The 11,784-nt window shown below is 65.4% G+C and carries 13 protein-coding genes; 7 read left to right on the forward strand and 6 right to left on the reverse strand.

The genetic code is table 11. From position 1 onward, the window contains the following. The first annotated feature begins 260 nt into the window (after positions 1–260). On the forward strand, positions 261–968 hold the full coding sequence (gene ctrA / locus SCH01S_RS13790; RefSeq protein ID WP_046349406.1) for a response regulator transcription factor CtrA: 708 nt from the start codon (positions 261–263) through the stop codon (positions 966–968). Positions 969–1,131: 163 nt separating this feature from the next. Here the strand turns inward: ctrA and SCH01S_RS13795 are convergent, their stop codons facing one another. The 3 genes from SCH01S_RS13795 to SCH01S_RS13805 form a co-directional block, all read right to left on the reverse strand. Further along, positions 1,132–1,350 carry a hypothetical protein gene (locus tag SCH01S_RS13795; RefSeq protein ID WP_046349407.1) on the reverse strand — a complete coding sequence of 73 codons (219 nt, stop codon included), beginning with the start codon at positions 1,348–1,350 and terminating at the stop codon, positions 1,132–1,134. 195 nt (positions 1,351–1,545) lie between these two features. Further along, positions 1,546–2,301: an arginyltransferase gene (locus tag SCH01S_RS13800; protein WP_046349408.1), complete on the reverse strand. Its 756-nt coding sequence runs from the start codon at positions 2,299–2,301 to the stop codon at positions 1,546–1,548. A 108-nt stretch (positions 2,302–2,409) separates the two neighbouring features. Next, positions 2,410–3,654 (reverse strand): threonine ammonia-lyase, encoded by a 1,245-nt coding sequence (locus SCH01S_RS13805; protein WP_046349409.1) that lies wholly within the window; start codon positions 3,652–3,654, stop codon positions 2,410–2,412. A 101-nt stretch (positions 3,655–3,755) separates the two neighbouring features. Here SCH01S_RS13805 and SCH01S_RS13810 point away from each other — a divergent pair, with 101 nt between their 5' ends. Together SCH01S_RS13810 and SCH01S_RS13815 are read left to right on the forward strand one after the other, a co-directional pair. Beyond that, positions 3,756–5,141, forward strand: a complete 1,386-nt coding sequence (locus SCH01S_RS13810; protein ID WP_157032975.1) for a sensor histidine kinase — start codon at positions 3,756–3,758, stop codon at positions 5,139–5,141. A gap of 194 nt (positions 5,142–5,335) precedes the next feature. Further along, positions 5,336–6,184: a helix-turn-helix domain-containing protein gene (locus tag SCH01S_RS13815; RefSeq protein ID WP_084689585.1), complete on the forward strand. Its 849-nt coding sequence runs from the start codon at positions 5,336–5,338 to the stop codon at positions 6,182–6,184. Here the strand turns inward: SCH01S_RS13815 and SCH01S_RS13820 are convergent. After that, the gene (locus SCH01S_RS13820) at positions 6,181–6,948 is read right to left on the reverse strand and encodes a MerR family transcriptional regulator (protein WP_046349411.1); all 768 of its coding nucleotides are present in this window, start codon (positions 6,946–6,948) and stop codon (positions 6,181–6,183) included. The genes SCH01S_RS13815 and SCH01S_RS13820 overlap by 4 nt on opposite strands. Before the next feature lie 98 nt (positions 6,949–7,046). Here SCH01S_RS13820 and SCH01S_RS13825 point away from each other — a divergent pair, with 98 nt between their 5' ends. Both SCH01S_RS13825 and SCH01S_RS13830 read left to right on the forward strand, forming a co-directional pair. Continuing rightward, on the forward strand, positions 7,047–7,295 hold the full coding sequence (locus tag SCH01S_RS13825; RefSeq protein ID WP_046349424.1) for a type II toxin-antitoxin system Phd/YefM family antitoxin: 249 nt from the start codon (positions 7,047–7,049) through the stop codon (positions 7,293–7,295). Then, positions 7,292–7,687: a type II toxin-antitoxin system VapC family toxin gene (locus tag SCH01S_RS13830; RefSeq protein WP_046349412.1), complete on the forward strand. Its 396-nt coding sequence runs from the start codon at positions 7,292–7,294 to the stop codon at positions 7,685–7,687. Before SCH01S_RS13825 ends, SCH01S_RS13830 begins: the two co-directional genes overlap by 4 nt. On the opposite strand, the gene SCH01S_RS13835 is transcribed toward SCH01S_RS13830, so the two are convergent. Both SCH01S_RS13835 and SCH01S_RS13840 read right to left on the reverse strand, forming a co-directional pair. Further along, on the reverse strand, positions 7,684–8,952 hold the full coding sequence (locus SCH01S_RS13835; protein WP_046349413.1) for a NupC/NupG family nucleoside CNT transporter: 1,269 nt from the start codon (positions 8,950–8,952) through the stop codon (positions 7,684–7,686). The two genes, SCH01S_RS13830 and SCH01S_RS13835, sit on opposite strands and share 4 nt — an antisense overlap. Positions 8,953–9,018: 66 nt before the next feature. After that, entirely contained in the window at positions 9,019–9,660 is a 642-nt protein-coding gene (locus tag SCH01S_RS13840) for a Yip1 family protein (protein WP_046349414.1), read from the reverse strand. A gap of 83 nt (positions 9,661–9,743) precedes the next feature. Between SCH01S_RS13840 and hslV the strand changes: the two genes are divergently transcribed. Beyond that, a complete protein-coding gene (hslV, locus tag SCH01S_RS13845; RefSeq protein ID WP_046349415.1) occupies positions 9,744–10,307 on the forward strand; it encodes an ATP-dependent protease subunit HslV in 564 nt (187 codons plus the stop codon). Positions 10,308–10,403: 96 nt separating this feature from the next. Further along, positions 10,404–11,705, forward strand: a complete 1,302-nt coding sequence (hslU, locus tag SCH01S_RS13850) for an ATP-dependent protease ATPase subunit HslU (RefSeq protein ID WP_046349416.1) — start codon at positions 10,404–10,406, stop codon at positions 11,703–11,705. Positions 11,706–11,784: the final 79 nt, after the last annotated feature.

Consider the following 11,784-nt stretch of genomic DNA (forward strand, 5'->3'; position numbering starts at 1 on the left):
CGGGATACCCGGCCTCGGCTCCACCATTTTTCCATTCAACAGCCTCCCCCGACCCGCAGGCACGCTGAACTTCGGTTCGGCGTCGTCGTTGTCGGGTCTGTGGTTTGGCGGCAACATTTCAGACCCCATCTGGCCGGCAAACCCTACCGCGCTGACTTAACTCGATATTAACGTTTGGCGCTCAAAGGTTAACTGGTTAATGAGGTGCTTGGGCGCGCACGGGGTCACCGCGCGCACCGACAAGACGAGGGGCCGCTGTTATGCGCGTTTTGCTGATCGAAGACGAGCCGACGACCGCCAAGGCGATCGAGATGATGCTGAATGCCGAAGGGTTGAATGTCTATTCGACCGACCTGGGCGAGGAAGGCCTCGATCTCGGCAAGCTCTATGACTACGACATCATCCTTCTCGACCTGAATCTGCCGGACATGCACGGCTATGACGTGCTGAAAAAGCTCCGCACCTCAAAGGTGCAGACGCCGGTGCTGATCCTGTCGGGCATCAGCGAGATGGATTCGAAGGTCCGCTCGTTCGGCTTCGGCGCCGACGATTACGTGACCAAGCCGTTCCACCGCGACGAGCTGGTCGCCCGCATCCACGCGGTCGTCCGCCGCTCCAAGGGCCATTCGCAGTCGGTCATCCGCACCGGCAAGCTGGCGGTGAACCTGGACGCGAAGACCGTCGAGGTCGACGGCGCCCGCGTGCACCTGACCGGCAAGGAATATGCGATGCTGGAGCTGCTGTCGCTCCGCAAGGGCACGACGCTCACCAAGGAAATGTTCCTGAACCACCTGTATGGCGGGATGGACGAGCCCGAGCTGAAGATCATCGACGTGTTCATCTGCAAGCTCCGCAAGAAGCTGAGCCTGGCCTGCAGCGGCGACAATTACATCGAGACCGTCTGGGGCCGCGGCTATGTGCTGCGCGATCCGCAAGAAGAGGCGGCGCCCGTTACCGAGGCCGCCTGAGAGTTACCAAGCGGGGAATGACAAAGGCCGGCGGGGCAACCTGCCGGCCTTTTGTTGTTCTCTCTAATCCGTTCGCTTCGAGCGAAGTCGAGAAGCGCTTGTACCGCGCACCCGTTTCTCGACTGCGCTCGAAACGAACGGGTGTGAAACCCAGTGCGCCCTTCTAGCTCGCCAGCGCCAGATAGTCGTCGTTCAGCGACATGCCCGGGGCGGTGAGCGCCAGCGCCAGGGCGGTGCCGCAAAAGCCGCATTGGGCAGTGACGCGGCCGATCAGCCAATTACTGTGACCGCAACCGGGGCAGCGATTGGTCTCGCCCGGATGATAGGCGACCTGATACCCGCGATGAGCAAGGTCGATCGGATGAACAGTTGCCGTACGCATCAGCACCTCCTCTACGCGAGAGCGCTTCCAAACAGGACATCAACTTAGCACATCCAGAATATAGCTAAAGTCTGTTAACCTATATTCTCGGACTGTTAACCAGAGTCTCCGTCAATACATCGTCTTCGCAAGGATCAACCCGCGATTCGAGAACCTGTTCCACGTCCGTGTCGAAAGGAACCCGGGTGTGCGGAATCAGGACAGAGACTCGGCCGGCTCCGGCTCGAATCGCACCCAGCCCTCCGCGCTGAGCTTTTCAACCGGGCCGAAGCGGGCCTTGTATGCCATGCGCTTGGAGCCCCGCACCCAATAGCCCAGATAGACATAGGGCAGCCCCGCGGCGCGCGCGCGCAGGATGTGGTCCATGATGATGAAGTTGCCGAGGCCCGGGCGGTCCGCATGCTCGGCATCGTAGAAGCTGTAGATCATCGACAGCCCGTCGGCCTGGCGGTCGGTCAGGCAGGCGCCGACCAGCTTGCCGGGGGCAAAGCCCTGACGCGGCTCGCGATATTCGATGATGTGGGTGTGGACGGGGGTTTGCTCGACCATATCGGCAAAATCCATCTCGTCCATGTTGGACATGCCGCCGCCCGGGTGGCGGGAGGACAGATAGCCGCGCAGAAGCTGGAATTGCTCGTCGGTCGACCAGGGCCGGCAGGCGGTCACTTCCAGATCCCGATTGCGTTTCAGGATCCGTTTCTGGCTGGTGCTCGGGCGATAGTCGTGCGCGACCACGCGCACGGAGACGCACGCATTGCAGTCCGGGCAGCTCGGGCGATAGGCGACGCTTTGGCTGCGGCGAAAGCCGATCCGGCCGAGCGCGTCGTTGAGCTCGGCGGCGTGCGGGCCGTTCAGCTCGGTGAACACCTTGCGCTCGAACTTGCCGGGCAGGTACGGGCAGGGGTTCGGGCTGGTCACGAAAAATCGCGGGAAGCGGAATGGTGCGCTCACGGCCTGCCCTCTCAAGCGGGAGAATCGCGCCCCCGCCTGCTCATCAACGCATATTCGTCACCAGAGCTTCAATGAAAAGATGGTTTACCTTCTTTTGATCGCCGGCCCTCAGGCGAGCTCGACCATGCTGACCTTGTAATCCGCCGCATGCAGCGCGGCGATCAGGCGGTCGAGATGGGCGCGGTCGCGGGTTTCGCACTCGATATCGGTGATCAGCCCCTTGGCCGGCAGGCTGGTGAAGACGCGCTGGTGATAGACCTCGATGATGTTGACCTGCTGCTCGTCGAAGATCCGCGCGACGTTGAACAGCGCGCCGGGCCGGTCCTGCAGGCGGACGCGCAGCCGCGCCAGCCGGCCGGAGCGGGCGAGGTCGCGCAGCAGCACGTTCGCAAGCAGCCGCGTATCGATGTTGCCGCCGCACAGCACGATGCCGACCTCGCGGCCGCGGAACCGCTCCGGGTTCGCGAGCAGGGCCGCGAGGCCCGCCGCGCCGGCGCCTTCGACGACGGTCTTTTCGATCTGGAGCAGCAGGCTGACCGCGCCTTCCAGGTCGCGCTCCGAGACCAGCAGGATTTCGTCCGCCAGCGCCTCGACGAAGCGGGAGGTGAGCGCGCCCGGGCGCTTGACGGCGATGCCTTCGGCGAGCGTGTCGCCTTCGCATGCCATGTCGACCTGCTTCAGCGCCGCATACATCGACGGGTAGAGCTCGGCCTGCACGCCGACCAGATCGATGCCGGGCTTCAGCGCGCGGGCCGCGGTGCCCATCCCTGAGAACAGGCCGCCGCCGCCGATCGGGATCACGACCGTGTCGATGTTCGGCGCATCGGCCAGCATCTCGAGCGCGACGGTGCCCTGGCCGGCGATGATGTGGGGATGGTCGAACGGGTGCACGAAGGTCAGCCCGCGCTCCACCTCCAGCTGGCGGGCATGGGCATAGGCGGCGTCGAACGTCTCGCCTTCCAGGATCACGGTCGCCTGGTGGCTTTCGGTCTGGGTGACCTTCACCGTCGGCGTCGGCTTCGGCATCACGATCGTCACCGGGATGCCGAGCCGGTGGCCGTGATAGGCGAGGCCCTGGGCATGATTGCCGGCCGATGCAGCGATCACGCCCTTGGCGCGCGCCTCCGGGCTCATCTGCAGCAGCGTGTTGAGTGCGCCCCGTTCCTTGTAGGCCGCGGTGAATTGATGGTTCTCGAACTTCAGCCATACCCGTGCGCCGGTCATCTGCGACAGAGTCTGGCTGTGCAGCGTCGGCGTGCGGATGATCGATCCGGCAATCCGCGTCGCCGCCGCCTGGATGTCGGCGAGGGTGACGGGCAGGGCGTCGGGCTGGATCGAAGCTGCGGTGGCCATCGTGCGGCCTTAGCGGTCTCGGCTGTCGCTGTCATTCCCGCGGCGCTGGCGAAGGGGCTGTGCTTGGGTTACTCTGCGTGCCTCTCTTGCGCGCGAGCGGCATGGCGTCACAGTCCGACCTCCGCCCGGATTGGGCAGCGTCCGAACGGGACGCGGAACTCGCCGCGATCTTCGCGCAGACGGCGGCGGGGCTGGCGCAGGTCGACCTGACCGGGCGGTTCACGCTGGTCAACGACCGGTTCTGCGAGATGGTCGGGCGTTCGCGCGACGAACTGCTGGCCCTGACCATGCAGGAGATCACCCATCCCGATCACCTGGCGGAGAATGTGCCCTTGTTCGACGCCGCGGTGCACGAGGGGACGCCGTACCGCATCGAGAAACGCTATGTGCGGCCGGACGGATCGATCGTCTGGGTCGACAATTCGGTGTCGGTGATCCGCAGGCCCGACGGCTCGGCCTTCGGCGTGCTGGCGGCGAGCATCGACATCACCGGCAGCAAGGCGGTCGAGGCGGCGCTCCGCGCCAGCGAGCTGCGGCTGCGGCTGGCAATGGATGCGGCGCGAATGGCCGTCTGGGAGTACGACGCGCAGGCCGGCCGCATTCTCCATTCGAGCGATCTCAACCGGCTGCTCGGGTTCGTCGAGACGCGCGACGTGCCCTATGAGGAATTCCGGGCGCGGATCGACCCGGACGATCTCCAGCGTCTGTCGGGCATCGCGATCGCTTCGCTGAAGAAAGGCGAGCCGCATTTCCAGACCGAAATCCGCTATCGGCTCAGTCGCGGTGAAGTGCGCTGGCTGCTGGTCAGCGCCGAGTTTCAGCTGAAGCCCGGCGGCGAGGTCGATCGGATCATCGGCGTCGCGCTCGACATCACAGATCGCAAGCGCGACGAAGAGCATCAGCGGCTGCTGCTGCACGAGTTGAACCACCGGGTGAAGAACACGCTGGCGGTGGTGCAGGCGCTTGCGCATCAGAGCTTCGCCGGCAGTCGCGACCACGCCCGGCAGGATGCATTCGAGGGCCGGCTGATCGCCCTGGCCAGTGCCCATAACCTGCTCACGCGCGAAAGCTGGGAGGCGGCCTCGTTGATCGATGTGATCCGATCGGCCGCGGCGGCCTGCGATCCCGACGAGCAGCGGCTGACGCTCGATGGGCCCGACATACGGGTGCCCCCGAAAGCGGCGGTGGCGATGGCGCTCGCGATCCACGAACTGTGCACCAACGCGGTCAAATATGGCGCGCTGTCGAACGACTCGGGGCAGGTGACGATCGCCTGGCGCGTCGAAGAGGGCCGGCTGCGGCTCGTCTGGACCGAAGCCGGCGGTCCTCCGGTCGATTCGCCGCGCCGCCGCGGCTTCGGCTCGCGCATGCTCGAGCGGGCGCTCGCCGGAGAGCTGGTGGGCAGCGTCAATCTCGATTTCGCGCCGTCCGGCCTGCGCTGCACGATCGACGCTCCCGCCTCCGAAGAGTGGTTCATCGCCGGTTAAACCGTCTGCCGTGTCGATTCTGTCCTATCCGACTCTGCGGACAATACGGTATCCACAGCTTGCGACCCGAAGGGCTCCCGATTTCATTGGGGGTTCTTGACCTTAAGGCCCGGCCGAACCCGTTTCGGCCGGGCCACTTTTGTGACGTCATGCAATCGGCTATGGTGCGCCCAGACCAGAACAGGGGCGCATGGATGGTGGCGGTTTCGCTGGATTACGCCGCTCCTGAGGCGGCGCTGACGGACTTCATTTCCGTTTTCTATAATTTCCGCGCCGATATCCCCCGATTCGAGGATGACGACCGCGCCGACCTGGCGCAGCTCCGCTTCATGCTGAAGGGATCGGGCGGCTATCGGTTTGCCGACGGCCACGTGCAGGACGGGCCCGAAATCCAGATCGTCGGGCCGACCATGGGAGTCACGCACGTCTGGGTCGATGGGCCGGCCGAGGTGTTCGGCGCCGGACTGCTGCCGGCCGGATGGGGCGCGATGATCGGGCTTGACGCATCATCGCTCACCAACCGGGTGATCGACGCGACCGAGCTGTTCGGCCGCGAGCTGCGCGACGTCGCCGACCGGCTGCGCGCTGCCGACACTCTCGAAGAGCGGGTCGCGATCGGCAATGCGCTTGTCCGCGACCTGGTCGCGCGCGGGCACGAGCAGTCGCGCTGGTTCACGCGCACCGTCGACGCTTGGCTGCAAGCCAGCCTCAGCCCCGCGGTGGACGACCTGGTCGCCGCGACTCGCCTCTCGCGCCGGCAGGTGGAGCGGCTGTGCAAGCGGGTCTACGGCGCCCCGCCCAAGCTCCTGTCGCGCAAATACCGTGCGCTCCGCGCTGCGGTGGTGCTGGCCAAGGGCGAAGCCTGCATCGCGGAGCTGCTCGAACAGGGGTTTTACGACCAGTCGCACTGCATCCGCGAGATCAAGCGCTTCACCGGCATCACGCCGACGCGCATCCAGGGCGACATGAACCAGCTCACCCGGCTGACAATGAAGCGGACCGAATTCGCCGGCCAGGTCGCCCCGTTGGTGGCGGAAGCCTAGGCCGCTGCCTGTCCGCGCGCCGCGCCGGCCGCCTTGATGAACTCCCAGACCTTCATCGAGAAGGGCGGCTTCTGCTCGTGCTGCCACGCGCCCATATTGTCGTAGAGGCGACTGGCGCCCGCCATCATCTCGGGCGTCGCGATGTCGGTGAAGGGCTTCAGCAGCGCTTTCCATTCGTCGAGCAGAGCCTGGGCCTGTTCGCTCGCCGGATCGAGCGGCAGCGCGCGTTCGATCCGCTCGCCGAGCTCGGTCCATTTCCGGCTATAGTCCGCCTGGTCGAAGCCGGGTGGGACTTTGTCCACCTGGTCGGCCCAGCGGGCCTTCTCCTCCGGCGTGATGTAGCGGTCCGTGATCCGCTGCCAGTTCTCGGCTTCCATGCTCATATTCCCTTGCCTGATCAGCGAGCAGAGCGTCGCGACGTCGATCGGCTCGCCACGATCGATGCGGGACTGAACGGAAAGAAGCAGCGTCCGCGCCTGCGCCAGTTCGGCGGCGCGCGCCTCCACTTCGGTCAGCTGCGCCTCGACCAGCCGCGCCAGATCGACGGATTTGCCGTCCAGCATCCGCGCGATCGCCGAAAGCGCGAAGCCGGCGCGTTTCAGCGCGACCACGGCATTCAGCCGCGCCATCTCGCCCGGACCGAACCAGCGCCGCCCGCCTTCGGTGCGCAGTGGCCGCACCAGCCCGCGCGCCTCGTAAAAGCGCAGCGCGCGCGAAGTCAGACCCGTCCGCCGCGCCACTTCCGATATGTCGATCGCGTCCATGCGAATCGCTGTAGCGCTTGACGTAAGGTCAAGCGCAAGGGGCTTGTGGACGGTGCCCACCTGCGCTACCTTAGCTAAGGTGGACTAAGGAGTTGGCCGTGTCGATCGTAAACGTCCATGAGGCAAAGACGCACCTGTCGCGCCTGATCGAGGCGCTGGTCTCCGGCCGCGAAAAGGAAATCACGATCGCCCGCAACGGCGTGCCGGCCGTCACGATGACGGCTGCACAAGCAGAGCGTAAGCCGCGTGTCCTGGGGCTGGGTAAAGGCAAGTACACTCTGGTCGAAGACTTCGATCGCGACGATGAGCTGATCGCGCGCATGTTCGAAGGCGAAGCCGACGAGTGAGACTGCTTCTCGATACCCACGTCGCACTGTGGGCGGTCATCGATCAGCAGCGCCTGACGACGGCGGCAGTGAAAATGATCGTCGACCCCGACAACGACGTGCGTGTCAGCATCGTGTCACTCTGGGAAATTGCCATCAAGAACAGCTTGCCAGGTCGCCGGCCAGGTATCGGGATCTCGGCGGCTGAAGCGCTGGATCTCTTCACCGCGACCCGATTGATAATTCATTCGCTGGAGCCACGGCATGTTATCGCCCTGGAGCAGATGCAACTCGCTGGCGGCGATCCGTTCGATCGCATTCTTTTTGCGCAGGCAAGAACGGACGGCATGGCATTTATGACGCATGACGCGCGGATCGCCGCTTTTGGCGGCGAAACGGTGCTGAAGATCTAACCGACCAGCAATCCCGCCAGCGCGGCGCTCATCAGGTTCGACAGCGAGCCGGCCGCCAGCGCGCGCAGGCCGAGGCGGGCGATCACCGGGCGCTGGTTGGGTGCCAAATTGCCCGTCACCGCCATCTGGATCGCGATCGAGCTGAAATTGGCGAAACCGCAGAGCGCGAACGTCACGACGGCGACGGTCTGCGGCGACAGCGTGTCCTGGATCTTGCCGAGCTCGATGAACGCGACGAACTCGTTCAGCACCATCTTGGTGCCGAACAGACCGCCCGCGACGCCCGCTTCGTTCCACGGCACGTTCAGCATGAACATGATCGGGCGGAAGATGAAGCCAAGCAGCATCTGAAACGACAGCTCGGGATAGCCGAACCAAGCGCCGATGCCGCCGAGCAGGCCGTTCGCCAGCGCGACCAGGGCCACGAACGCGAGCACCATGGCGCCCACCGCGACGGCGAGCTTGACGCCGGTCTGGGCACCCTGGGCGGCAGCCATGATGATGTTGGCCGGGCGTTCCTCGTCATGGGTGGCCTCGGCGAAACCGGTCTCCTCGGAACCGGGTTCGGTGGCCACCACCTCGTCGGGCTCGGGCGTCGCGATCTCGTCCGGCATGATGATCTTCGCCATCAATATGCCGCCCGGAGCCGACATGAAGCTCGCCGCCAGCAGATAGGGCAGCAGCTGCGCGCCGATCATCGATGCATAGGCGCCGAGGATCGTGCCCGCGACGCCCGCCATGCCGACCGTCATCATGCAGAACAGCTGCGACGGCGTCAGGCTGGCGAGGTAGGGGCGGATCACCAGCGGGCTTTCCGACTGGCCGACGAAGATGTTGGCCGCCGATCCCAGGCTCTCGACACGGGTGATGCCGGTCACCAGCCGGATCGCGCCGCCGACCCAGCGGATGATGAACTGCATCACGCCCAGATAATAGAGGATCGAGATCAGCGAGGCGAAGAAGATGATCACCGGCAGCGCCGCGATCGCGAAGCTGTTCGCGCCCATCGTCGGCCCGGCGAGCGGCCCGAAGATGAAGTCGGTCCCGGCCTTCGCATAGCCGAGCAGGTTCGACACGCCGCGCGACATCGCGCCGATCACGTCGCGGCCCCAGCCGGTGCCGAGCACCAGCAGCGCAAAACCCGCCTGCAGGGCAAAGGCCGGCGCGACCACGCGCAGCCGGATCGCGCGGCGATTGGTCGACAGCAACAGCGCAAGGCAGAGGATGACCGCGATGCCGGCCAACCCGATCAGAATGCGATTCATGTAGTGAGTGAGTCCCCTAAGCGGCGCGGACGATACACACCGCGCCGCTTGAGGGAAGCGGAAAACTCAACCGACCGACAGCGTCCCGCCCGGGAGGGGCATGCGCGGCGCGAACATCGAGGTCACGCTGCTCGCAACCAGCCCGACCAGGAAGAACAGCACGATCGCCGCGACGATCGTCACGATCGTGTAGGTTGCGGCCTTGTCCTGGGGGACGCGCATCAGCCGGGGCGCGCCGGTCCAGAGCAGGTAGAGGCTGTAGAGGCCCAGGATCGCCAGCCAGGCGAGCGACGGGATCAGCTGGAAAATGCCGGCGATCCACGAGGCGGTGCACGAATAGGCGGCGACCTTCATCGCCTGCACGTCGCTTTTCTCGCCGCCGAAATTGGGCGCGAGCGTGTTCAGGATCAGCGCCAGCACATAGACGCCGATCAGGGCGGCGACGTAGGACGCGATCGCGGTCGACAGCGCCGCGCCGAAGCTCAGCCGATAGGTGAAGCCCAATAGGCGGATGCCGAACACGCTCATCCCGATCAGCCCGGCGATCGGCCCGATCGCGGCCAGCGGCACGACATAGGATTTGAAGATGCCCGCCACGGTTGCGGGTTCGGCGTCGATCCGGCCCCATTCCTCCTTGGGCTGGATCAGGATGTTCTTGACGCGATCGGTAAGCGACGTGGTCGAAGGCTGCGGAAGCTCGGCACTCATTCCAGGTCCCCTCTTCTTCATGTCATTTGAGGATCATGCGCCCGCCGTTGCGCCCGCGCAACCGCCGTCCCATATCGCCGGCCATGAGCGGGAATGACCACGGCCTGCCGCAATGGCATGGCACCACGATTCTGTCGGTCCGCAAGAACGGGAAGGTCGTCATCGTCGGCGACGGCCAGGTCTCGATGGGCCAGACGGTGATGAAACCCAATGCACGCAAGGTGCGCAAGCTCGGCGACGGCTCGGTGATCGGCGGCTTCGCCGGCGCGACCGCCGACGCCTTCACCCTGTTCGAACGGCTGGAGCGGAAGCTGGAGCAGCATCACGGCCAATTGCTGCGCGCGGCCGTCGAGCTGGCGAAGGACTGGCGGACCGACAAATATCTGCGCAACCTCGAGGCGCTGATGATCGTCGCCGACAAGGACGTCAGCCTGATCCTGACCGGGAACGGCGACGTGCTGGAGCCGGTGGGCGGGATCGCGGCGATCGGATCGGGCGGCAATTACGCGCTCGCCGCCGCCCGCGCGCTGGCGGAGTATGAGCCGGACGCGGAGACGCTCGCGCGCAAGGCGATGGCGGTTGCCGCCGATATCTGCGTCTACACCAACGACCAGCTGACGATCGAAAGCCTCGATTCCAGCACCTGACCAGTTCCGTTCGTGTCGAGCGAAGTCGAGACACGGTCGGTCACCTCACAATCGTCTCTCGACTTCGCTCGAGACGAACGGGTTCAAAGTTCAAAGATGCAAGACAATCTCACCCCCAAAGCCATCGTCGCCTCGCTCGACGAACATATTATCGGCCAGACCGAGGCCAAGCGCGCGGTCGCGGTTGCGATGCGCAACCGCTGGCGCCGGCAGAAGCTTGCGCCCGAGCTTCGCGACGAGGTCACGCCCAAGAACATCCTGATGATCGGTCCCACCGGCTGCGGCAAGACCGAGATCAGCCGGCGGCTCGCCAAGCTCGCCGACGCGCCGTTCGTGAAGGTCGAGGCGACCAAGTTCACCGAGGTCGGCTATGTCGGCCGCGACGTCGAGCAGATCGCCCGCGACCTGGTCGAGGAAGCGATCCGGCTGGAGAAAGAGCGCCGCCGCGCCGCGGTGATGGACAAGGCGGAGGCCGCGGCGATGGAGCGGCTGCTCGACGCGCTGACCGGCAAGGGCTCCAGCGAAGCGACCCGCGCCGCCTTCCGCCAGCGGTTCGAGGAGCGCGTGCTCGACGACAAGGAAATCGAGGTCGAGCTCGCCCACCAGCCGCAGATGCCGTTCGATATTCCCGGCATGGGCGGCCAGGTCGGCATGATCAACTTGAGCGACATGATGTCCAAGGCGATGGGCGGCGGGCAGACCAAGAAGCGCAAGATCAACGTCCGCGCCGCCTGGGAGAAATTGCTGGAGGAAGAGGCCGACAAGCGCCTCGACCAGGATGAGGTCAGCCGCCAGGCGCTCGCCGACGCGGAAGCGAACGGCATCGTTTTCCTCGACGAGATCGACAAGATCGCGGTCAGCGACGTGCGTGGCGGGTCGGTCAGCCGCGAAGGGGTGCAGCGCGACCTGCTGCCGCTGATCGAGGGGACAACGGTCGCGACCAAATACGGGCCGATGAAGACCGACCACATCCTTTTTATCGCCTCGGGCGCGTTCCATGTCGCCAAGCCCAGCGATCTGCTCCCGGAGCTTCAGGGGCGCCTGCCGATCCGGGTTGAGCTGAAGGCGCTGACGGAGGCGGATTTCGTCCGCATCCTGACCGACACCAAGGCCTCGCTGCCGCAGCAGTACAAGGCGCTGATCGGTACGGAGGGCGTCGAGATCGATTTCACCGACGACGGCATCGCCGCGGTGGCCCGCATCGCCGCCGAAGTGAATGGCCAGATCGAAAATATCGGCGCGCGCCGGCTGCAGACGGTGATGGAAAAGCTGCTGGAGCAGGTCAGCTTCGACGCCGAGGACCGCAAGGGCGAGAAACTGGTGATCGACCGCGCCTATGTCGACGCGCAGCTGAGCGACATCGCGCGGAATACGGACCTGTCGAAGTACGTGCTGTAGCCAAGCCCCTCTCCCCTGCGGGGAGAGGGCGACTCGCGGCAAAGCCGCGAGCGGGGTGAGGGGGCTCTGAGCTCGACAT

The sequence above is a fragment of the Sphingomonas changbaiensis NBRC 104936 genome (genome assembly GCF_000974765.1).
Taxonomy (GTDB): domain Bacteria; phylum Pseudomonadota; class Alphaproteobacteria; order Sphingomonadales; family Sphingomonadaceae; genus Sphingomonas_B; species Sphingomonas_B changbaiensis.

What these genes read in the sequence shown, in the direction of transcription:
- SCH01S_RS13815 (WP_084689585.1), top strand. Translation starts at nt 5,336, where the DNA reads ATGGTGGCGGTTTCGCTGGATTACGCCGCTCCTGAGGCGGCGCTGACG.
- hslU (WP_046349416.1), top strand. Translation starts at nt 10,404, where the DNA reads ATGCAAGACAATCTCACCCCCAAAGCCATCGTCGCCTCGCTCGACGAA.
- SCH01S_RS13805 (WP_046349409.1), bottom strand. Translation starts at nt 3,654, where the DNA reads ATGGCCACCGCAGCTTCGATCCAGCCCGACGCCCTGCCCGTCACCCTC.
- SCH01S_RS13840 (WP_046349414.1), bottom strand. Translation starts at nt 9,660, where the DNA reads ATGAGTGCCGAGCTTCCGCAGCCTTCGACCACGTCGCTTACCGATCGC.
- ctrA (WP_046349406.1), top strand. Translation starts at nt 261, where the DNA reads ATGCGCGTTTTGCTGATCGAAGACGAGCCGACGACCGCCAAGGCGATC.
- SCH01S_RS13820 (WP_046349411.1), bottom strand. Translation starts at nt 6,948, where the DNA reads ATGGACGCGATCGACATATCGGAAGTGGCGCGGCGGACGGGTCTGACT.
- hslV (WP_046349415.1), top strand. Translation starts at nt 9,744, where the DNA reads ATGAGCGGGAATGACCACGGCCTGCCGCAATGGCATGGCACCACGATT.
- SCH01S_RS13795 (WP_046349407.1), bottom strand. Translation starts at nt 1,350, where the DNA reads ATGCGTACGGCAACTGTTCATCCGATCGACCTTGCTCATCGCGGGTAT.
- SCH01S_RS13835 (WP_046349413.1), bottom strand. Translation starts at nt 8,952, where the DNA reads ATGAATCGCATTCTGATCGGGTTGGCCGGCATCGCGGTCATCCTCTGC.
- SCH01S_RS13810 (WP_157032975.1), top strand. Translation starts at nt 3,756, where the DNA reads ATGGCGTCACAGTCCGACCTCCGCCCGGATTGGGCAGCGTCCGAACGG.